Here is a 22,100-nt window from a genome sequence, read left to right on the forward strand (position 1 = left end):
GGTCAGCAGAGGTCGTCGAGGCGGTAATTCTGTTCCAGAAACCTCCGGGCAAAGAATTCTGCAGATTTATCCGTTGACATGAGCATGTCCATCTGCCTTGTGTACTCCAGCATGAGGCCTATCTGCCTGAGGCACTCCAGGAGATAGGGGGCTTCGTATTTTACTATTCGGCCTGTTACCCTGTCGCCTTTTACTTCAACGGAGAAGCCCAGTTCTTTCAGGATAATGCCGATACACTCAGCCCGCCGGTGCCGCCGCAGGTCGTCGGCCGCTCCGCCCATAAAGGAAAAGGATACGTAGTTTTTGTGAACCGTTTTTCCGCAATAGGCGTCCAGGAGGCTGTAGTGATAGCCCACACGGGAATTGAAGTTAAGATATTTATCGGAAATCATTGCGTAACTCCGATCGCCAAATCGTTCGGCTCCGAGTTTCGGGGGCGATAGCATCTGTTCCGTCATTACCGAGAGAAAGCCTCTCAGGTCCACGGGGCGTGGCTCTTTCTGCCTTACCTTCTCGTCGGTCATCCCCGAAAGAAGTGCTCTCAGTGGAGGGTTGACTATTTCCTCGATTTCCACGGAATCCTTCTCCAGGAAGAGGTCTTCTTTAGCGAGTCCACCTCCCAGATCTATGATGTAGAGATCAATGGGAAGTGAGGCCTTGACGCGCAGTGCGAACCTTATTTCGTCTGACAGAGCATCGCCAATGGTGAACATCTCCTCGTAGGACTTTTCGTGAACGTACCGCATGATGTCGTGAATGGTCCTGCAGTTGTGGGGGGAGAAGGAGGGATCCCGTGGTGATGTGAGGTTGAGCGGCACTATGTACTGGGCGACTCTGGCGAGAATGTTATGAACGGGTGTGCCCGGGACGGTGGCCTTTCGACGATCTCTGTTTCTCAGAAGCTCCCGTATCGTTCCGGCAAAAATTCTTCTTCCTGTGGCATCGACGGTCACTTCCATCCCTTCTTTAAGTCTTTCCATAGCGCCCGGTACGCCCAGAAGTGTGGGTATGCCGAACTCCCTTGCGACCGATGCCATGTGGCCCGTTGTGGAGCCGTATTCACAGACGATTGCTGAAGCCTTGTTCATCAAAACCACGAACTGAGGCGACGAGTGCCTGGCGACGAGGATGCCGCCTTCCGGGAATTTGTCTAAATCCTCTTCGTCCCTGATTATAAAAACTCTGCCGGCTCCTGCTCCGGGACAGGCCGTTTCGCCTCCAGAAATAATGGGCTCAAGCCCTTTAACCTCCACCACTTCGTCCCGGCCGTCTTTCTCCCTTTCCACGTACTGGAGAGGTCTGCTCTGGAGGATCAGCAGGCGACCTTCGGGGTCAAGAGCCCATTCTGCGTCCTGAGGGCATCCGAAGTGGGACTCCAGGCGCAGGCCGTATTCTGCGAGGGTTATTATCTGATCTTCCCGAAGGCATGGGGCCGTGATCTTTTCCGGGCTGACGGCGGTTTCCCTGAGTCCTCCCGACGGGTTTCTCACCAGCTGGACGGGTTTCTCGGAGACCCGGATTTCCGCAATCTTCAGGGGCCGGCTTCGATCTACCACGTATCTGTCCGGTTGCACGCGTCCTTCGACGGCATAGGGACCCAGCCCCCATACTGCGGAGATGATTATCTGGTTTGAGGAAGGCGAGGTTGGATCCGCCGTGTAAATTACACCGGCGGCCACTGAATCGATCATCTCAAGGCACAAAACCCCCATCGTTACGTCTTCATCGGGAATTCCGCTGTAGAATCTGTAAGCCAGGGCTCGGGGCGTGTAGAGGCTTGCAACGACTATTTTGTAAGCATCAACGAGCTTTTCCCTCGAGACGTTCAGGAGGGAGACATACTGACCTGCAAAGCTCCTTTCCGTGTCTTCGCCAACGGCACTGCTTCTCACGGCAACGGAGAAATCTTCGGCCTTCTTCCTCCGTGCAAGACCGTCGAAGGCCGCCAGAAGGGCGTCTTTCACTTCGTCGGGAACGGGGGATCTGAGGATAAGTGCCTGAATCTGTTCGCTCAGGTTCTGCGTCGCCGCAGTGTCGTTGAAGTCCGTGAGTTGCTTGAGTTTAGAAATTTCGGCTTTAAGGTCGTTCTTTTCAAAAAAGATGTGGAAAGCCTTCACGCTTACGGCGAATCCTTCCGGTACGGGGAGCTTTGCCCGGGAAGCTATTTCACCCAGGTGAGCGCTTTTACCTCCCACCCAATCACCCATGGTTAAGTCCACGTGTGAAAGAGGGAAGACGATGGTGCGGGGAAGAGAGGGTGGAGCAAGGGAGATCTCTTTTTCAATGGAATTCTTCAGGCTATCGAAGACCTCGTAGAGTGAAGCATAACGGTTTCCCGACATCCGGTTGAGTGCTCTTATCATCCTCAGAGCGTGAGAGACCGCCAGGGTTGCCCGGGATCGGACGTAATTCATGCCGACGATCTTACCGGTTCTGAGGGTCTCCGATATGTCCGAAATGATGTCGGCCAGCTCCACATTGGAGCTGAGGAGTTCCAGAAAGTCCGAATACCTTTCCCTGAGCTTCTGTCTGAGTTTTTCCCTCTGAAAGGCTCTCTTTTTACCTTTTCTCGATAAATACCTGAAGATCCTCATACCTCTTCACTTCTGCTCCATTCTCAGGAGCCTTCTCTCGTGGGCTTCTCGTATTTTTTCGATCAATGCCCTGAGGTCGGCCGGTTTCAGCATGTAGTCGTAAGCCCCGAGTTCCAGGCCTTTGAGGCTGGATTCCAGGGAACCATGACCCGTAAGGAGTATAACCTCTACGAAAGGTCGGCGTCTTTTTATGATTTCCAGAACCTCCAGGCCGTCCATTTCGGGCATGCGAATGTCCAGCACCACGACGTCAACATCATGGGTTTCGAGAAGTTCAATCCCTTCTTTACCGCGCAGGGCGCCGTATGCTTCGAATCCACGGCGTTCAAGACGCCTTACCAGGGTTTCCACAAAATCCCGTTCGTCATCAATTATCAGTACGCGGCACTTCCTTTCCGCCATGGGTCACCTCTTTTAGGGCGTCGTTAAACCGGTGCCTTCACGGGCAAAAGGACGGTGAAGACCGCTCCTTTGCCTTCTTCAGCAGCATTTTCGGCGGTTATGCGACCTCCCAGTTTCTGAACTATTGAATAAGTAATCGAAAGGCCCAGTCCCGTTCCCTTGCCGAGAGCTTTGGTGGTCACGAAGGGATCGAAAATCCTGTCGATGATGTTCTCGGGGATGCCGGGTCCGCTGTCGGCGATCCGGATCACCACCTGTTGCCGGAAATCGTCGTAGTAGGTGTCGATCCATACGGTGCCGTCTTTATCTACTGCGTCCATGGCGTTGTTGAGGATGTTCAGAAAAACCTGCTGAAGTTGAGAAGGGTCGGTTGTGATGAGAGGGAGCTCTGGATCGAAATTCCTTACGATTTTTATGTTGCGATGAAAAGCTTCGTTTTCTATGAAGCTCAGACACTCCTCGAGAATCCTGTGAAGATCCACCGACTCCTGAACGGGTTCCATGCGTCTTGCAAAGCCCAGCAGCCTGTGCGTTACCGTTCTGGCCCTGTCAACGTGATATTCGATCTTTTCCACGGCGTCGGCAAACTCCTGGAAGTTTTTACTTGAAGAGATGTCTTCTTCTTCCAGGAGGTCTCTAAGCCATCCCGCCTTTTCCTTTATCACCGACAGTGGATTGTTGATTTCATGGGCGATGCCGGCAGCCAGACGCCCCAGTGCCATCATCTTGCTCGACTGAAGAAGGCTTGCATCGAGGGCTTCCTTTTCTCTTTCGGCCTCTATAAGCTGGTTGATCATTGCCCGGGATACCAAAAAGGCTCCGATGAAAACGATCGCGACGCCTCCCAGGCCGATGATCAGGCTGAGCCTTCCCGCTTGATGCAGGGGTTTCAGCTCTTCTGTGAGGTCTATGGTTATGACCAGGAGCCAGGGAACGGTTTCAAGCCAGGCCGTGCCCACGAGGGAACGACTGCCCCGGAAGTCCATTTCCACCACGCGGGTTCCCCGAAAGTGCGGCCATCTGAATCCCGGAATTGCATCGAGAAGTTTTCCCTGGAAGCGTGGGGTTGTTTGATAAACACCGGCTTCGTTGAGCAGGAAGGCATCTCCGCCCTCCCCGATCTGTGCGGTCTTTACCAGAGACTCAAAAAAGTCCGTGTTTATCGTGGCTCTCAGGATCCACCACCGATCTTCTTCGTGGCGACTCACGGCCACGATAAAGTGAGGGTACTGCCTTACTCCGAGAAATACATCGCTTATGTAGGTCCCGCGCCTCATGACTTCCCGAAACCACCGGGCGTCGGAGTAGTTAACCCCTTTGAGGGCATAGGGGCCGCAGTAGGCAATATGATCCCCCTTCTGGGTAATCACTCCCAGGTCTATGTAAAAGCGTGATTGACCCTGCATGAGCCGGAAAATGTACTCCAGGTATTCTTCGTCTTTCAGTTGTTCCACGGAGTTGGTGTGGGCAACCGTCGAAAGCTGTGCTATCCTTTCACGGAAGAAGAGATCCAGAGCGTGCCGCCGATCTTCCACTATGGACCGCAGATACTCGGTTACCTGTCGGGTGTAGGATCTGTGAAATTCGTAATAAATCGACGTTCCAAGGATTGCGATGGGCATTACCGAAAAGAACATGATTGCTCCGATGATCCTTATCTGAAGTGTCAGATATCGTCGTTCCATGTCCGGCCTGCCTGATGACTTTCCCGAGAACGAAATTCCTGAGCCTGAATGCCTTCTTCTTTCATGATCTGATGGAGGTACTGCCTCTGAATGCCGGCCAGTTCTGCCGCCCGTGAGACGTTGCCTCCGCATCTTCTTAAGAGCGAAGTTATGTACAGCCTGTGAAACCATCGAATGATCCGGTTTCTGGCGTCTTTGAAGGGCAATGTGAGTATAAAAGAGACCTCTTCGGCGTCCTCCCGGTTTAACGTTTTACAGGGAGACCCGGGGTCTCTTTCGGTTTTACGGGTTGCCTGGTGGGAGAGCAGGTGTTCCCGCTCCAGCACCTCTCCTGTTGAAAGAATAACCGCCCGCTCGATGGTGTGGGCCAGCTCCCTGACGTTGCCCTGCCACGTCCTGGAGACGAGCAGACGCAGAGCTTCGGGGGAAAGGGAGCGAACGGGTTTTCCGTGAAGGTGAGCATATTTTTTCAGGAAAAATTGACTTAAGATGGGAATGTCCTCTTTGCGCTCGTCCAGGTCGGGGACGTGGATGTGGAAGACCTTAAGGCGATAGTAGAGATCTTCCCGGAAGGTTTTGTCTTCTACGGCCTTTTCCAGGTTTTTGTTCGTTGCCGCTATGATTCTCACGTCGGCCTTTTTCAATTCGTTACTACCGAGGGGCCTGTATTCACCGTGCTCCAGAAGCCTGAGCAGTTTTGCCTGAACCGCCATGGGCATATCGCCGACCTCATCGAGAAAGAGCGTCCCACCCTGAGCTTCCTCGATCAGGCCCTTTCTGTCCTTCCACGCTCCGGTGAAGGCCCCTCTGACATAGCCGAAGAGCTCACTTTCCAGAATGGATTCTGGAATTGCGGCGCAGTTTATACTGACGAATCTCCTGCTTCGCCTGGAGCTCAGCCTGTGTATCGCCTGGGCTACCAGTTCTTTTCCGGTTCCGCTGGAACCCGTTATAAGCACCGTGGCATTCGTGGGGGCCACCTGAAAAATCATGGCGCGCACGCGACAGATGGCCTCACTGCTTCCCACTATTCCCAGATTTTCTTCCTGCTCGCCTATTATCTCCTTGAGGCTCCTGTTTTCGGCAAGTATTCTCCTCCACTCCAGTGCCCTGGAAAGGGCGATCAGGAGCCTTTCTTTTTTGAAAGGCTTGGTGATGTAGTCGAAGGCTCCCTTTTTAACGGCTTCCACCGCCGACTCGATGGTCCCGTAGGCCGTGAGCACGATGGCCTCCAGGTCAGGCTGAATGGTTTTCGCTTCCTGAATGAAGCGTATTCCGTCCATGCCGGGCATCTTCAGGTCGACCACAGCGGCATGAACTCTCGTTTTTTTAAGCTCTTCCAGCGCCGCATAGGGATCTGAATGCTTCAGAACCCTGTAATTTGCTCTGGTCGTGAGAATCCGTTCCAGAAGACGAAGCATATCGGGTTCGTCGTCGACCACCAGGATGGTTTCATCCTTCATGAGTCTTCCTCCGGAACTGCCGGGAGCTTGATGCGGAAAAGCGTACCTCCTCCACGACCTTCCGACCCCTTAGCGGAGCTTTCGCAGGTGATGGTTCCCCCGTACCTTGTGACAATCCCGTACGTTACGAAAAGCCCCAATCCCGTTCCTTCCCCTTCGGGCTTTGTTGTGAAGAAAGGCTCGAATATTCTGTCCAGGTACTCTTCGGGAATTCCTTCTCCGGTGTCGGCAACTTCAACAACCACGGGCCCTTCGGCCCCGTCCCTGAAGGTTCTTATGGAGAGTGTTCCTCCCTGTTTCATGGCAGCCCTGGCATTGGTGATCAGGTTAAGAAAGACCTGCTGTAACTCACCGGGGTCCGCTGCCACGCAGGGAAGGTTTTCCTGGAGCTCCGTGACGACTTCTATGTGACCCTGTTCGAGGAAGTGGCCTACCAGGCGAAGCAGTTCGGAAATGCAGGCATTCACATCGGCCTTACCGTTTTCGCTGCCGTTTTTTCGGGCGAAGCTCAGAAGGTTTTCCACCACCCTTTTGCAGAGGCTACCCTGCTTTTCGATTGTGAGCAGATCTTCGTATTCCTCGGAATCGGGGGGAAACTTTTCTTTAAGCAGATCGCAGAAACCAAGAATCACGCCCAGAGGGTTGTTTATTTCGTGGGCAACCCCGGCCGCAAGGGTTCCCAGAGAAGCCAGTTTCTCGGCATTGATAAGCTGACGTTCCAGCTTCCTGTGTTCCGTAAGATCACGGACTATGCAAAGGGCGGCTTCGCCCTCGGGGTTTTCAAAACCGAAGGGACATACCGTAACGGAGAGGAACATTAAGGCGGCGCCCGGTTTCAGAGGAGCTTCGATCTCTTTGCGGCAACTCCTGCGGTGGGTTAGTACACGGGCAACCATCTCCTTGAGCTTTGACGCCGCCTCAGGGGAAAAGATTTCTTCAACGGGCCTGTTGACGGCACTGAGGGGGGAGATTCCCAGAAAGCGGGCCGTGAAGCTGTTTATTGAGCCGATCAGACCGTCGGGGGTTATGGTGAATATGAAGTCCTCTGCGCTTTCCACGAGAGAACGGTAGCGATCTTCTGAACGGCGCAGTTCTCGTGTTCGTTCTTCCACCAGTCGCTCTAGATTGTCTGTCCACTTTCGTTCCCGGTAGGTGATGAAAATCCCGCCGCCCACCAGGATCAGGAAAACGAACCCGTAAACGGCAAAAAGCTTTTTACCAACGGATCTGACGGTCCCCTCGACCTCCCATATGGGAACAACCACGGCAAGAGACCAGGAAATACCCTCGGGTGATTCAGGTTTCACGGGGGTGTAGGCTATGAGTTTCTCGACCGGTCCAACCCAGTCTCTGTGCCAGGCCGACCAGTACCTTCCGGTTCCCCTCTCGCCTCTGATCATGGCCCTCTGAATGCGGTTAATCGACTCGTAGGGAAGGCCCGGTGCCACCTTTTCTCTTATGGAGAAGGCATTCCGGCCCACAAAGGAATCCATGGGGTGGTAGAGAAAACGGCCCCGGTCGTCGATGAGCCAGGCATATCCAGTTTTCCCCGATCTTATTTCCCGAAGAAGGGGTTCCAGAAAGAGATAAACATCGATAAGGGCAACGATAAACGGTCCTTCTTCTGACGGGACCACGAGGAGTCCCAGAGGCCTTCCGTTGTACTCCTTCGTCACATCGAGCCATGTCGGCCCGGCGGAGTTGCAGGCCCGGATCGAAGCTCCAAAGAGGGACTCCTGACCTGAAAACTTCCCGTGGCGCAGTCGAGAAGCGCAACCTCCAGAACCCCCCAGGATTTTAAATCCTCCCGTTCGCCCACCGGGTTTGTTGAAGGGCTCAGTTGTTGCGTAAGCCTGCTGAACTTCTCGGCTATGGATTTTGTCGCAACGTCGGCAAGGATCATCTGCTGACCGTTAAATTGCTCGATGACGGCATTGCGGATGGCTCTGTCTGCCAAGATACCCAGGCTTATCAGGATCATAACGCCCATCAGGGCTACGGTAACAATAACGGGAATGCCGACCACATCACGGCTTAATTTCACAGCCCGCCTCACCTCCGCTTAACCAGACCGTAAAAGTGGTTCCCCGCCCGGGAGCGCTGTCCACATCAATGGCCCCTCCGAGTTTGTCTGCAAGAACCTGGCAGAGCGCCAGCCCTATGCCCGTTCCGGTGCCTTCGTCCTTTGTCGTGAAGAAAGGCTCGAATATTTTCTCCCTGATTTCCTCCGGAATACCGGGGCCGTTATCTGAAACCGAGAAGAAGACCGTCCCGTGATTGCTTCGACCTGTTGAAATAACGATTTCTCCTTTTCCCTCGTCTTCCAGGGCGTGAACGGCGTTATTCAGAAGATTTACCAATATCAGGCGGACGATCTGGGGATCGGTCTTCACGGGTGGAAGGGCGAGATCGAGATTTCTTACGAAAAGGATTTTCCTGTTTCCGATAACCCGTTCAACCGTTCTGATCACGTCGTCAACCAGTCTGTTGAGGTCTATCTGTTGCAATAAGGGCCTATCCTGCCGTGCCATCTGAAGAAGCCGGCGGGTTACCTCGGCACACCGCCTTACGTGATCTCTTATGACCGAAAGGGATTCCCGGATTTCACCGAGAAGATCATCTGCAATCTTTTCCGGAGTTCTCGATATCAGGCCCTCAATCCATTGAACCTCCTGGTCGATCACGGCGAGAGGGTTATTGACTTCGTGGGCAATGCCGGATGCGAGTGTGCCCAGAGCGGCAAGCTTTTGAGACCTTATAAGACTTTCCCTGACCACGGTCTTTTCTTTTTTGAGCGCCTCAATTCGCCTCTCGTGCCTCAGGTACTGCCACGAAGACATGAGCACAAGGCATAACAACCCGCCGACTTCTGCCTTCGTCTTGTGCACATGGATTCCGTAAAGGGCGACCAGCGCGCAGCTCCACTGAAGTGCAAGACTCATAAGGCTTCCCGGGTTCATGATCGGCCCTCAGTCCTGATCAGTCCTGATTCGTTCAGGCTATATGAGCAAATGCCGGGCCATCTGGCCGCCGGTCTTCAAAGGTGATCCGGGAAGCCGGTTCCGGCGTTAGTCCCTGTCGGCAGACTTTACACATCTGTAAAGCCTGCCAACACCCCGACGGGTGGTTCGGTGCTGCGATGCAGTGATTTTCGGGCTCCTGAGGTGTGGCATGCTACTTGCCCTCAGGTCCTGCGAGTTCACCGGAAAGTGCACGGAGTTACGGAACAATGGAACCTTCGGGGTGTCGGGTGTTGGTTATAGACAGAAACAGACACGTTCGGTCGCTTCTGCAGAGAGAGCTTCTCAGAGACGGGCACGAGGTGGAAACCGCACCGGGAGACGGGGTGGTCGGAGGTAAGGCGGGGGTATCTTACGACATCGTCATACTGGATGCGGAACTGCTTCACGGCTCAATGTGGAACTCTTTAGAAACCCTTCGCAGCCAGAGTCCGCACATGGTCGTCATCCTTCACTCTCTCGATCTGCCCCCCGACGCCCTGAATGGAGTCATTCCGCCGGGCTGGCACGGACGCGTTACGGTGGTCGAAAAGGGAAATCTGGTGGCCCTTCGAGAGGTAATCCTGGTCTACGCCGAGTGCTGTTGTGGCGGAAAGAGGAGAAGGAGCGATGGGAAGGAATGAAGAGCTCTATTACAGGTCGCTCCGACGCACCATAGCCTTAACGATAGTGGCCGTATCTCTCATTCCTCTTTTCCTTATGGCCGCCGTTGCCGGATACCGCTTTCACACCTCCTACAAGCACAGAGTTATCGGTCACATTCAGGAGATCGTGGAAAAGCATGCCCGACAGATAGATCAATTTCTCAGGGAGAAGCTTGCGGAAATTCAGACTCTTGCAACCCTGATGCCCCTTGAGAAGCTGACGGATAGTGCCGGTCTGGCGGAGATTCTTAACAACCTCCAGAGAAATTTCGGCGGGGTTTATGTCGATTTGGGATGTGTGGACTCCACCGGGTACCAGATTGCCTATGCCGGCCCTTTCCATCTCGTCAGGGCCAACTATGCCGATGCCAGGTGGTTCAAAGAAGCCAGCAAGCAGCCCTATTTCATAAGCGATGTTTTTCTCGGCCTGAGAGGTCTTCCTCACTTCATCGTTGCCGTTCAGGTTGCTTACGGTGATTCCTTCCTGATACTCCGTGCAACCATAGATTTTCTCGGCTTTACCCGTCTCGTTGAAAGTGTTCGTGTGGGCGAAACGGGCCGCGCTTTCATCGTGAACCGGCTTGGCGAGTACCAGACTGCCGTCTCATTCCAGCCCCTCATGGAACCCTGGAAGATTCTCGAAACCCTTTTCGGAGAAGATGTTGCGGGATCGTCAGGGCTGAATCGGGTAAGAACCGATGCAGTAGCGCCGTACAGGGAGATAAACGGGACACTCTACGTGGCAAAACCTCTTAAGAACGGTAACTGGTTTATGATCTACGAGCAGGACAGCCGCGATGCCTTTTCCGAACTCTACGCGGCAAGGCGTTTCAGCATTGCCCTCGTGGCACTGAGCATCGTTACCGTCGTCCTCGTTGCCTGGGCGCTCTCTTACAGGGTGGCGGAGAGAATTGAGCAGGCGGACCGTGAAAAGGAGATTCTCAGTGAACAGGTGATCCAGACCGGTAAGCTTGCGTCTCTGGGTGAGCTTGCCGCCGGCGTGGCTCACGAGATTAACAACCCCGTTGCCATCATGGTGGAAGAGGCCGGGTGGATTGAGGATCTCCTGCCCGAGATCGAGGCCGTGGCAAAGTCTGCGGGTCGTGAGGATCTGGTGGCGGAGATTGCCAATACGGTCCGTCAGATAAAGACTCAGGGAGCCCGTTGCAAGGACATAACCCAGAAGCTCCTGAGCTTTGCCCGTGGAAGCGATGCACGGGTTCAGGAGGTTAATGTAAACGATGTAGTCGAAGATGTCGTTGGGGTCGTCAGCCAGAAGGCCCGTTACGATCGCGTGAATCTTAAGGTCGAATGCGCCGATGCTATAAAACCCGTGCTCGCTTCCCCATCAGAACTCCAGCAGGTTTTGCTTAATCTCATAAACAACGCCCTTGATGCCATGGACACCCGCGGAGGAGAACTCACCCTGCGGACCTCCCAGGAGAACGGCTGGGTCGTCATAACCGTCGCCGATACGGGACCCGGTATTCCCGAGTCCATACTGCCCAGAATCTTCGATCCCTTTTTCACGACAAAGCCGGTAGGCAAGGGCACGGGATTGGGGCTTTCCATCTGCTACGGGATAGTTAAGCGGCTGGGCGGCGAAATCACCGTCGATAGCGTGGTGGGACAGGGAACAACCTTTGGGGTTTATCTTCCCGTGATCCGCGAAGAGGAAGAAAGCCGTGGTGGAAGATCGGAATAACGGCAGGATTCTGATTGTGGACGACGAAGTGGGCTACACGGACGTGCTGTCGCGGAGGTTGAAAAAACGGGGCTTCCATGTGGAGTGTGCCTCCTCAGGCAAGGAGGCGCTCAACAAGCTCAGGAGCGGCTCCTTCGACGTGGTCGTGCTGGATCTGAAAATGGAGGATCTGAACGGACTGGAGGTGCTTCGGATCTTCCGGATCATGGAGCCCTCCATGCCGGTCATCATGCTTACGGGACACGGTTCTGAAGAGGCTGCCCGGGCCGGAAAAGAACTGGGCGCCTTCGACTACCTGGGGAAGCCCTGCGATTTCGACACGCTTCTCCAGGTCATAAAGAAGGCCCTTTCTCATAGAAAGGGGGGAGAGGCATGATCGAAAACATAAGGCTTCTTGTAGTCGATGACGAGCTGGATTTCCTGGAAACCCTGATGAAAAGGCTGAAAAAGCGGGGTGTGCAGGTAAAGGGGGTGAAAAGCGGAGAGGAAGCCCTGGAATGTTTGAGTCAGGATCCCTTCGATGTGGTGATCCTCGATGTAAAGATGCCGGGTATGGATGGCCTGGAAACCCTGAGAGCCATAAAGGCCAGGCATCCTCTTGTGGAGGTGATCATGCTTACGGGACATGCAAATGTGGAAACGGCCGTAACGGGGATGGAACTGGGTGCCTTCGACTATCTCATGAAACCAATGGACATAGACGAACTGCTCTACAAGGTGCAGGATGCCTATCAAAAAAAGGTGCTTCACGAGACCAGGATTGCCCTGAGGCGAAAGATTGCACAGGGCGAGCTAGAAAACGAGGAAACATAACAAAAAGGAGGAATCAGGGTATGAGCTTAATTCGCAAAACTTATGAAGCCTTGCTGGCCGCTTCGGTGGCCCATGCAAAGTGGGAGATTGACACGGTACGGAACATCGTCACGAGTAAAAAGAGGCTTTTCCTTCTTGCAGTGGCCGCGCTACCGGCGTTGCTTTTTGCCGTGGGCTTTGCGGCGTCGGGCGGTGAACTTCCGGCCGTTCTGGGCGGCAAGTCGGCCTATGCCCCTGCCTTTTACAACACCAGGATCTTTCTGATTTCCATACTCGTCGGGCTTTGTGCCGGACTCATAACGGGCTGCATAGGTGCCGGAGGCGGCTTCGTTATAACCCCTGCGCTTATGAGTGCGGGCATCAAGGGGATTCTTGCCGTTGGAACGGACCTGTTCCACATTTTCGCAAAGGCCATCATGGGCACGGTGGTCCATAAAAAACTGGGAAACGTCTGTGTCGGACTTGCAATTGCTTTTCTCGTGGGTTCGGGAATTGGAGTGACGGTGGGAGGAACTCTTAACAGGGCAATATACGAGTATAACCCCGTTATGAGCGATCTTTTTATCAGCGTGGTTTATGTCGTGCTCCTTGGCTTCCTCGGTATTTATGCCTTTGTTGACTTCCTGAGGCTTCGAAAATCCGGTGTGGATGTGGGAGGCCATCACGGCGAAAGCCCAAAAGGGACCAGAGCAGCTTCCGGGAAAGTCGGGCTGCCGGCACGACTGCAGTCCCTATCAATCCCTCCTACCATAAGATTCGACATGGACCTCGTACCGGGAGGTAAGAGGATCTCGGCTTGGTTCGTTGCCGCTGCCGGTTTTGTCGTGGGAATGGTTGCAGCTATTATGGGAGTGGGTGGCGGATTCCTGACCTTCCCGATATTCGTTTATGTCCTCGGCGTCTCTTCCTTCACGACGGTCGGAACCGATATCCTTCAGATCATATTCACGGCAGGATATGCCTCAATAAGCCAGTATGCCATCTACGGGTTCATCTTCTACACGCTGGCCATGGGAATGCTTCTCGGATCTCTTCTGGGTATCCAGATCGGTGCTCTCACGACAAAGGTCGTTAAAGGGATCTATATACGGGGGTTTTATGCAACCACAATACTTGCGGGTTTCCTGAACCGGCTCTTTGCCCTTCCCGGAAAGCTCGTGGATATGAAGGTCATAAGCCTTTCTCCGGCATCGGTGAAAACGCTTTCGGTTGTGGGAAATTGGGTCTTCTTCGTTCTGATCGGCATTTTTGGCGTCTGGGTGCTGTCTAAGTTTGCAGGAAACCTGAAGGTTCTTAGAGGGGAGGCATAAAGATGATAAAGCATGGAAGACAATTCACGGCAGGTGTCGTATTAACGATTACCTTCTTCGTCGTGCTCTGGATTATGTTTCAACCCTACTTCGGTGGTGAAAACGCTTTTCACGCCGCAGACCGCCTCTTTAATCAGATCTCAAAAGGCTCGAGCTACTTCATGAAGGAAATGAGCGAGAAGGCCTCATCGGCTAGGGGAAAGGTTGTAGAGGTCAGGCTAGGCATCGAATCGGAACTTCTGAAAGCCAACATACAGAGGATTCTCTCAAGTAACGGGATCACAACCTGGACGGAGGGTAACGCTGTGCATCTCAGGGGAGATCTGGGCGTTCTTCTTTCTGCCGCCGTAGCCGATTCGGATGATATGTATTACAATCGAGGTGAGGCCGTAAGAGAGCGCTACGGGATTGACGAGCGTCAGGTTCTCTTTGCCTGGTGGAAGACCCTTGGAATGCTGAATAAAGAACTTACGCCCCAGAAGCAGTTTGCCCTGGCAAAACTTGCAAAGGATATCCAGAGCCGCGCGGTTGAAGTGGGATATAACTTTTACGGTATAAAGCCGAAAAAAGTGGCCGAAAAAGCGGGAATCCTCACTTTCGCCCTCCTGTTCTACGTTATTTACACAATGTGGTGGGGATGTGCGATTCTGATGCTCTTTGACGGCATAGGGCTGGAGATGAAGGCCGGAGCGAAAAAGGAGGTGTGAGTTTTCCTCCCCCCTTTTCTCACACCTCCTCCCCGCGCTTTTGCGCGGGGTCACTCACATCGGAGAGTGAAGATGACCATGGCGGGTTTCATCTCAGCTATAAAACGGTTGGCCGGACCTTTTTTCTCACGCCGCCCTCGGTCATCTTCTCTCAAAACCCACGATATAAATGAACTCCGCCTTACCTTTCAAGCCCGCTATCTGGCCTTCCGCCGCCTCATCGAGGCAAACAACAGGGCCCTGGCCATAATGACCGATATTGAGGAGAAGCTTCGAGGCACCCGTCCTTTCGGTATGTCCTATATTCGTGCTGCCTGTACCGAGATAACCACACAGGTGTACACTATGGTTCAGAACCTGAATATCCTGGCCGATGACAGGTATCGAGAACTTTACGACGTTTTTGAATCCATAAGGCGGAGGATTCAGGGTGAACTGAAGGAATCCCCGATTTCCTGCTCTGCCGACCTTCCATCACCCCCTCTTGTCGTGGATCTCTCCGTCGTAACCCGCGAAGAGGCCGATCTGGTAGGGCCCAAAATGGCCAATCTCGGAGAGTTGAGGAATCGATTGGGTGTAGTCGTTCCCGATGGGTTCGTTATAACGACCGAAGCCTTTCGGCTTTTCGTCAGAGAACACGGTCTTCAGGACGAGATAGCCCGCATTATACAGAGTGCCGACCGGGAGGACATGGACGGGCTTTACAGGATGAGCACCCGGCTCCAGAAGGCTTTTATGAACAGTGCGGTTCCGGAAGAACTCAGGCGCGAAGTCCTGTCCCATGTTGATGCTCTTAAGAAGAGGCTTGGCCCGTCGGTCAGACTTGCCCTGCGGTCCAGTGCCATCGGGGAAGATGCAAAGGGGGTGTCTTTTGCCGGTCAATATCGGTCTGTGCTGAATGTGTCGGAGGATTCCCTCTTCGACGCTTACAGAGAAGTCATTGCCAGCCTCTACAACCTGACGGCCATGACCTACCGCTACCGACACGGAATTCTTGAGGAGGGGCTTGCCATGGCCGTCGGCTGTCTGGTCATGGTGGATGCCGTGGCGGGTGGGGTTCTTTACACCCGCCATCCCTTCGGCAGCGATGATGTGCTCCTGATCAATTCAATCTGGGGGCTTCCACGGGCCGTTGTGGATGGGACAGGGCGCTTCGATGAGTTTCTGGTGACCCGCAGAAAACCCCATGAGATCATCGAAAAGCGCATTCGGGACAAGGAACGGAAGTTCGTGTGTTTGCCCGATGAGGGAATATGCAGGTTTGAAGTTGTCGGAGAAGAACGTTTGCAGCCCTCTCTCAGGGACGAAGAAGTGATAAAACTTGCCGACCTTGCCGTAAAGATAGAAGAACACTTTGGAGAGCCTCAGGACATTGAATGGGCCGTTGATTCAGCGGGGAGAATCGTCATACTCCAGGCCCGTCCTCTTCAGGTAGCGCAGAAGCCCCGCGTCGTCGGTGATTTTAGAACCGACCTGCCGGTTATAATTCAGGGAGGAACGACGGCCTCTCCAGGGGTTGCGTCCGGGCAGGTGTTTTTTCTAAGGCGTCATGCCGATCTGCTGCGGGTTCCGGAAGGCGCAGTTCTCGTGGCGGCTCAGGCCCTCCCGGCATGGGCATCGGCACTCCGACAGGCTTCGGCTCTGGTTACGGAGGAAGGCAGTATCACGGGACATCTGGCCCATGTGGCAAGGGAATTCAACATACCGGCGGTTTTCGGAATGACCGGAGCGATCGCCGCCCTGAAGGAGGGGCAGATCGTTACGGTTGATGCCTTACGGTGCATGGTAATTGATGGAGAGCACAGACCGGCAGAAGGTGATAACACCCGGACTGCAAGGCCTCTTATGGTGGGTACGCCCGTGCACGACCTTCTCAGCAGAATAGCTTCTCATGTCGTTCCTCTGACGCTCCTTGATCCTGATTCGCGGGAGTTCCGTCCCAGGTATTGCAGAACCTATCACGATATTACCCGTTTCTGTCACGAAAAGGCCGTGTTAGAGATGTTCAGCTTCGGGACGGAGCATGCTTTCCCTGAAAAGAGTGCCAAAAGGTTGGTGACGGACATCCCCATGCAGTTCTGGCTGCTGGACCTGGACGGGGGCTTCAGGGAGGAAGTGAAAGGGCCTTATGTTTCTCTGGAACAGATTGCCTGTAAACCCATGATAGCTCTGTGGGAAGGGATGACGGCAGTCCCCTGGGAGGGCCCGCCTCCGGTTGATGCCCGCGGCTTTATGGCAATCCTTCATGAAGCAACCATGAACCCTTACCTGGATCCCGGGCTATCCTCGCCTTATGGCGTAAAAAACTACTTCATGATATCTCGCCACTACTGCAGCCTTCAATCCCGCTTCGGCTTTCACTTTTCCGTTGTGGAAGCCTATGTGAGCGAGCGGAAGAGAGAAAACTACGTGAGCTTTCGCTTTAAAGGAGGCGCGGCGGATCTAAAAAGAAGGATCATGAGAGCCCTTTTCATACAGGACATTCTGGAAGATTACGGATTCAGTACCAGGGTCACCGAAGACTCTTTGACGGCCCGCATCGAGGGTCATCCCGAAGAGACAATGCTTGGCCGTCTTCGTGTACTGGGATACATTATAATACATACCCGGCAATTGGACATGATCATGGCCGATTCATCGTCGGTGGAGCATTACAGGAACAGGTTTTTGAAGGACCTGGAGGCTCTGGCCTGGAGATAGAGCCACTGCAAGAGGTTTAAAATGGCAAAGGGTGATAACAGGTCGGAAAAATACATAACCATCCCCTTTTCGCATTCAAGACTGGCGAAGCGGAACCGTCAGCTTGCTGCCCTGATGGAGATGAGTGCATGGCTGGTGAAAACGGAGGATGTCTGTGAGTTGATGGAGGGGTGTCTGGACATAGTCATGTCCCGTTTCGGTATGGACACGGGTCGGCTTTACGCCGTTTCCGACGACAGGACCTGTCTTGAGTTGAAAGCCCATCGGGGCATGGACGTAGCCGGTCTGGAGCAGATCCGTTTCGGTGAGGGATTCACCGGCAGGGCTGCCCTTACGAAGTCTTTTCTTGCACAGCGCGTGGAAGATCTCGGGGATTCCGAAAGGGCGAGAATTCTACGATCCCGCGGAATTCGCATCGTCATCTGCGTGCCTCTGTTGGTGGCGGGGCGTCTTGAAGGGGTTATGAATCTCGGGGCACGAAGGTCCATAAGGCTTAACCAGAATCGTGTTGACCTTCTTATGGCAATGGGACAGCAGATTGCCGTGGCCCTGAGCCACTGTCGTCTGATGGGACACCTTAGCAGAAAGGTTGAGGAACTTCATCAGAGGAAAGAGGTTATAAAGTTCTTTGCGTCCAGTATATCTCACGATCTCAAAGGCCCCATCATAGCGGCCTACGGCTTTGCCCGCAGGTTGCTTGCCCGGTGTCAGGACTCTTTTGACGATAAGACCAGGTTTTATTGCAGTCAGATTATGAAGTCCTGCCAGGCTGCTATGGAGCTTCTGGAGCAGATAAATTCACTGGTGCACACCCGAGAAATGCCGATGAGACTGGAAGAAGTGGCGCTGGAGGCCGTGGTTCAGGAGGTTTGTGAAGAGCTGTCGGAAATCTGCGAAAAGCTCGGGGTGTCGGTAAAGATAGCCTGTCGTCTGCCCGTCATCGTCGCCGACAGGATCATGATTACCCGGGTTTTGAGAAACCTGATTCATAATGCCATTAAGCACGGAGGCGCCGACTTAATAGAAGTGGGATGTGATGAGACGCCGACGCATTATGTGCTCTGGGTAAAGGACAACGGCCAGGGAATTCCCGAAGAAGCCCATAAGGATCTTTTTAAGCCCTTTCATGCCATTTATTCGCCGGGGTCTAACAGGACTCCTTCGGGGTCGGGCCTTGGTTTGAGCATCGTCAGGGAGGTGGCAGAGCGGCACAGGGGTTCGGTGTGGGTGCATTCTAAGCCGGGAGCCGGAAGTGTTTTTCACGTGAGCATTGCAAAGCAGGGTCATCTGTCTTGTTGCGTCGGATAAAGGACTCTTTCTTTAAAGTAACGGAGGTGAACCATGGGAATTTACGGACTCGACCGCATATTCGATCCCGAATCCATTGCCGTAATCGGTGCGAGCAACAACAGAGGCAGTGTCGGATGGGCGGTTATGAAAAACCTGGTTGAAGGGGGTTTTCCCGGACCGGTTTTTCCGATTAACCCCAAGTACGACAGGGTATGGGACAGGCAATGCTTTAAGAGTATCTCGGAAATTGATCAAAAGATTGATCTTGTGGTTGTTGCCGTTCCCATTGCATCGGTTCCGGAAGTCATTCGCGAGTGCGGTGAGAGGGGGGTAGGCGGTGCCGTAATTCTTTCGGCAGGCGGTCGTGAAACGGGGCCTGAAGGTCGCAAACTTGAAGAAAAGATCCTGGCGGAGGCTCGGAAGCACCGGGTAAGGATTATAGGGCCCAACTGCCTCGGCATTATCGTGCCTCACGCCAAGCTCAACGCAAGCTTTGCAGCCGCAACTCCTTTGCCTGGGCGTATGGCCTTCATTTCTCAGAGCGGCGCCATCTGCACGGCCGTTCTGGATCTGGCACTGGCAGAAGGGTTCGGCTTCAGTCACTTCGTCAGCATAGGTTCCATGGCCGATGTGGACTTTGCCGATCTTATTGACTACCTCGGGAACACTCCCCGGGTGACCAGCATTCTCCTCTATGTGGAAAGTATCCCCAATATGAGGAAGTTCATGAGCGCGAGCCGGTCGGTTTCGCGTTTGAAGCCCATAATCGTTCTGAAGGCCGGGAAGTCTCCTGCCGGAGCCCGAGCCGCCGCTTCTCACACCGGTGCCATGGCCGGTGAGGACATACTCTACGATGCCGCCTTCTGGCGTGCTGGGGTCCTGAGGGTGAGGACCATCGGCGAGCTTTTTGACTGTGCCGAGCTTCTGGGCAAGCAACCCAGACCCAGGGGATCGGGTTTGGCGATAATCACCAATGCGGGTGGCCCCGGAGTTATGGCAGCCGATGCTCTGGCCGACATGGGTTTTGAGCCCGTAAGGCTGGAACCGGAAACACTCCAGAAATTGAACGAAATCCTTCCGCCTCAATGGAGCCACAACAACCCGATAGACATTCTGGGAGATGCCTCTCCGGAACGGTATCTGGCAACTTTACAGACCTGCCTCAGAGCTCCGGAGGTTGACGGAGTTCTCGTTATACTGACACCCCAGGCCATGACCGATCCTACGGCGGTTGCGGAGATTATAGCACGGGAGGTTAAGCATTCGGCAAAGCCGGTTCTTGCGGTGTGGATGGGCGGGCAGAATGTTCAGATGGGCCGTGATATCCTGAACAGGGCGAACATACCGACCTATGAAACTCCCGAACGGGCGATCGAATCGTTCCTCTACCTCTATCGCCAGCAGGTGCAGTTAAAGGTTATTCAGCAGATTCCTCCTAAGCTCAACAGAGCGCTTAGCTTCGACCGTAAGAGGGCCGAAGAGCTCGTAAAGGGCTCCGTGAATGAATCAAACGGCGTAATGGGTGAAGTCGAGGCTAAAGAGTTGCTTTCTGCCTACGGTATTCCCGTAAACCGTACCGTCCTTGCGAGAAGTGCCGATGAAGCCAGACACATTGCCGTTCAACTGGGTTTTCCTGTGGTAATGAAGATCGCATCGCCCGACATCCTTCATAAGACGGAAGCAAAGGGTGTTCGTGTGGATGTCAGGTCTCCTGAAGAAGTGGTTCGCCTCTTCGAAGAAATAGTGGCTTCGGCAAAGTCCTGGAATCCCTCGGCACGAATCGAAGGTGTAAGTATCCAGAGGATGATCAAAAAAGCCGAATGTGAGGTTCTGGTTGGGGCGAAGCACGACCCGCTTTTCGGCCCTGCGGTTCTTTTCGGGATGGGAGGGATTTACACGGAAGTAATAAGAGATAGAGCCGTGACTTTTCCTCCCCTTAACAGGAGTCTCGCCCGGGAACTTATGGAAAAGACGAAGGTCTTCAGGATTCTTTCGGGATTCCGGAACCTCCCCCCGGCGGACATAGAAGCTCTTGAGGAAATGCTCATACGATTTTCCCAGCTCCTGATCGATTTTCCGGAAATTTCCGAGGTGGACATGAATCCGGTGTTCATAGTCGGGGGGAAACCTGTGGTTGTGGACGCAAGGGTTATCCTTCAGCCGGCTTCGGTCACCTCTCCCCACCATCTCATCATCAGCCCCTATCCCGAAGAATGGGAAACCAGAGGCACCACCTCCGGTGGGATAGATATCTTTATACGCCCCATTCGACCCGAAGATGCGCCTCTTCTGGTAGAGCTTTTCCATGTGCTTTCGCCTACGAGCATATACTACCGCTTCTTCAGGCCCTTGAAGGAACTGTCCGAAGACATGCTCGTGAGGTTTACTCAGGTGGACTACGACCGAGAGATCGCTCTGGTTGCACTGGATGCATCTTCGGCGGATGAACGAATGCTGGGTGTTGCCCGCGTTATATCCGATCCCGACGGAAGGCGGGCGGAGTTTTCAATCCTGGTCGGAGATCCGTGGCAGGGGCGTGGTGTCGGTGCCATGTTGCTTTCCAGATGTCTGGTTATAGCCAAAAAACGAGGTATCAAGGAGGTGTGGGGAACGGTATTAAGGGAAAACAGAGGCATGCTGGCTTTAGCCAAGAAGCTCGGCTTCACGACGAAGTTTTCAAAGGATCTCGGCGAGTGTGAGGTGATTATCGATCTGCATAAGACCCATCTTCCCGCCGAGGAGTATTTCAGGGATTAGTTACCTTTAACGGGAGGGCTGTGAGATGAGCCAGCAGAGAAGGATACTTGCAGCGGTGGACGGATCCGAGTGGACCGATCGAATTGTGGATTACCTGTGTGCGGTTTTCCCGGCAGAAGGCACGGAGGTGGTACTTTTCCATGTTGCGAATCCTCTGCCCGAAATATTGTGGGACTTCCAGCAGAATCCACTGGCCCGATACAGGATGCATCAGGTCAGGGCCTATCTGGAGGCCTACAGAGAAAGGGTGGAGAAGAAGCTGGAAGAAAATCGCCAGAAGCTCGTCAACAGCGGTTTTTCCGGGGATCTTGTAAAGGTGAGAACGGAGATCCGTCAGGTAGGGGTGGCAAGGGATATCATTTTTGAGGCTCAAAAGGGCTACGATGTTCTCGTGATGGGACGCAGGGGAGAAAGCAGGCTTAAAGACCTCATACTTGGAAGCATCGTTACCAAGGTTATAGGCAGGCTGAGCATGGTTCCTGTTGCCGTTGTCGGATTTGGCCCTCCGGAAAAGGGGGTGGTTATTGCCGTTGACGGTTCGCCCGAGACCACCAGAATCGCCCACTGCGTGGGTCGGATCTTTCAAAATTCGGATCATGATGTTCAGGTGGTGCATATTTTAAGAGGCATGGGCCAGGCGGTGGTACCTCCGATAACGGACATGTCGCTTTCGGCGCTTCCTCCGGAGTGGTTTGACTGGGTGGAGCAAGAAAGGGAGACGGCCCGCCGGCAGATCGAGCGAATTATGGAGGATGTGGTGGAAATTCTGGCCTCCTACGGACTACGCTCCTCACAAACCGTCGTAACCGATGTTGCGAGCAGGGCCGAAGAGATCGTCAATCAGGCCAGAATGAGGAAGTACGGGACGATTGTTGTGGGAAGGCGAGGGATCTCTAAAGTGGAGGAGTTTTTACTGGGAAGGGTAAGCAATAAGGTACTGCAACTGGCCCGTCAGGAAGCCGTCTGGGTGGTTTCCTGCGCATGAGACGGGGCAAGGCCTGCCTCGAGCA

The 22,100-nt window shown here is 53.9% G+C and carries 17 protein-coding genes; 10 read left to right on the forward strand and 7 right to left on the reverse strand.

Annotation, left to right across the window (positions count from 1 at the left end; translation table 11 throughout):
• Positions 1-2: 2 nt before the first annotated feature.
• From BM091_RS04785 to BM091_RS04815, 7 genes are read right to left on the reverse strand one after another with little or no spacing between them, the layout of a single operon-like run.
• Positions 3-2,594, reverse strand: coding sequence for a PEP/pyruvate-binding domain-containing protein (locus tag BM091_RS04785; protein WP_093393887.1), 2,592 nt, complete (start codon positions 2,592-2,594; stop codon positions 3-5).
• A 6-nt stretch (positions 2,595-2,600) separates the two neighbouring features.
• Positions 2,601-2,996, reverse strand: a complete 396-nt coding sequence (locus BM091_RS04790; RefSeq protein ID WP_093393889.1) for a response regulator — start codon at positions 2,994-2,996, stop codon at positions 2,601-2,603.
• A gap of 23 nt (positions 2,997-3,019) precedes the next feature.
• Complete coding sequence (locus tag BM091_RS04795) at positions 3,020-4,681, reverse strand: sensor histidine kinase (protein WP_093393890.1); 1,662 nt, start codon at positions 4,679-4,681, stop codon at positions 3,020-3,022.
• Positions 4,663-6,144 (reverse strand): sigma-54-dependent transcriptional regulator, encoded by a 1,482-nt coding sequence (locus BM091_RS04800; RefSeq protein WP_093393892.1) that lies wholly within the window; start codon positions 6,142-6,144, stop codon positions 4,663-4,665. The genes BM091_RS04795 and BM091_RS04800 overlap by 19 nt, the downstream gene beginning before the upstream one ends.
• A complete protein-coding gene (locus BM091_RS04805) occupies positions 6,141-7,820 on the reverse strand; it encodes a sensor histidine kinase (protein ID WP_143083097.1) in 1,680 nt (559 codons plus the stop codon). Before BM091_RS04805 ends, BM091_RS04800 begins: the two co-directional genes overlap by 4 nt.
• Positions 7,817-8,188 (reverse strand): hypothetical protein, encoded by a 372-nt coding sequence (locus BM091_RS04810; protein ID WP_093393895.1) that lies wholly within the window; start codon positions 8,186-8,188, stop codon positions 7,817-7,819. Before BM091_RS04810 ends, BM091_RS04805 begins: the two co-directional genes overlap by 4 nt.
• Positions 8,172-9,104, reverse strand: a complete 933-nt coding sequence (locus BM091_RS04815; protein ID WP_093393896.1) for a sensor histidine kinase — start codon at positions 9,102-9,104, stop codon at positions 8,172-8,174. Before BM091_RS04815 ends, BM091_RS04810 begins: the two co-directional genes overlap by 17 nt.
• 269 nt (positions 9,105-9,373) lie before the next feature.
• Between BM091_RS04815 and BM091_RS04820 the strand changes: the two genes are divergently transcribed.
• From BM091_RS04820 to BM091_RS04865, 10 genes are all read left to right on the forward strand, one after another.
• Positions 9,374-9,787 carry a response regulator gene (locus BM091_RS04820; RefSeq protein WP_093393898.1) on the forward strand — a complete coding sequence of 138 codons (414 nt, stop codon included), beginning with the start codon at positions 9,374-9,376 and terminating at the stop codon, positions 9,785-9,787.
• Entirely contained in the window at positions 9,774-11,513 is a 1,740-nt protein-coding gene (locus BM091_RS04825) for a sensor histidine kinase (RefSeq protein ID WP_093393899.1), read from the forward strand. Before BM091_RS04820 ends, BM091_RS04825 begins: the two co-directional genes overlap by 14 nt.
• Positions 11,494-11,889 carry a response regulator gene (locus BM091_RS04830; protein WP_218148811.1) on the forward strand — a complete coding sequence of 132 codons (396 nt, stop codon included), beginning with the start codon at positions 11,494-11,496 and terminating at the stop codon, positions 11,887-11,889. Before BM091_RS04825 ends, BM091_RS04830 begins: the two co-directional genes overlap by 20 nt.
• On the forward strand, positions 11,886-12,326 hold the full coding sequence (locus BM091_RS04835) for a sigma-54-dependent transcriptional regulator (RefSeq protein WP_093393901.1): 441 nt from the start codon (positions 11,886-11,888) through the stop codon (positions 12,324-12,326). Before BM091_RS04830 ends, BM091_RS04835 begins: the two co-directional genes overlap by 4 nt.
• A gap of 20 nt (positions 12,327-12,346) precedes the next feature.
• Entirely contained in the window at positions 12,347-13,636 is a 1,290-nt protein-coding gene (locus tag BM091_RS04840) for a sulfite exporter TauE/SafE family protein (RefSeq protein WP_093393902.1), read from the forward strand.
• Positions 13,637-13,638: 2 nt separating this feature from the next.
• A complete protein-coding gene (locus tag BM091_RS04845; RefSeq protein ID WP_093393903.1) occupies positions 13,639-14,343 on the forward strand; it encodes a hypothetical protein in 705 nt (234 codons plus the stop codon).
• Positions 14,344-14,415: 72 nt separating this feature from the next.
• Positions 14,416-17,043 (forward strand): PEP/pyruvate-binding domain-containing protein, encoded by a 2,628-nt coding sequence (locus BM091_RS04850; RefSeq protein WP_093393905.1) that lies wholly within the window; start codon positions 14,416-14,418, stop codon positions 17,041-17,043.
• Between the two features lie 21 nt (positions 17,044-17,064).
• The gene (locus BM091_RS04855) at positions 17,065-18,351 is read left to right on the forward strand and encodes a GAF domain-containing sensor histidine kinase (RefSeq protein WP_093393906.1); all 1,287 of its coding nucleotides are present in this window, start codon (positions 17,065-17,067) and stop codon (positions 18,349-18,351) included.
• A 33-nt stretch (positions 18,352-18,384) separates the two neighbouring features.
• The gene (locus BM091_RS04860; RefSeq protein ID WP_093393908.1) at positions 18,385-21,090 is read left to right on the forward strand and encodes a bifunctional acetate--CoA ligase family protein/GNAT family N-acetyltransferase; all 2,706 of its coding nucleotides are present in this window, start codon (positions 18,385-18,387) and stop codon (positions 21,088-21,090) included.
• 25 nt (positions 21,091-21,115) lie between these two features.
• The gene (locus BM091_RS04865) at positions 21,116-22,075 is read left to right on the forward strand and encodes a universal stress protein (protein WP_093393909.1); all 960 of its coding nucleotides are present in this window, start codon (positions 21,116-21,118) and stop codon (positions 22,073-22,075) included.
• Positions 22,076-22,100 lie beyond the last annotated feature (25 nt).

The organism is Thermodesulforhabdus norvegica, assembly GCF_900114975.1.
Lineage (GTDB): Bacteria > Desulfobacterota > Syntrophobacteria > Syntrophobacterales > Thermodesulforhabdaceae > Thermodesulforhabdus > Thermodesulforhabdus norvegica.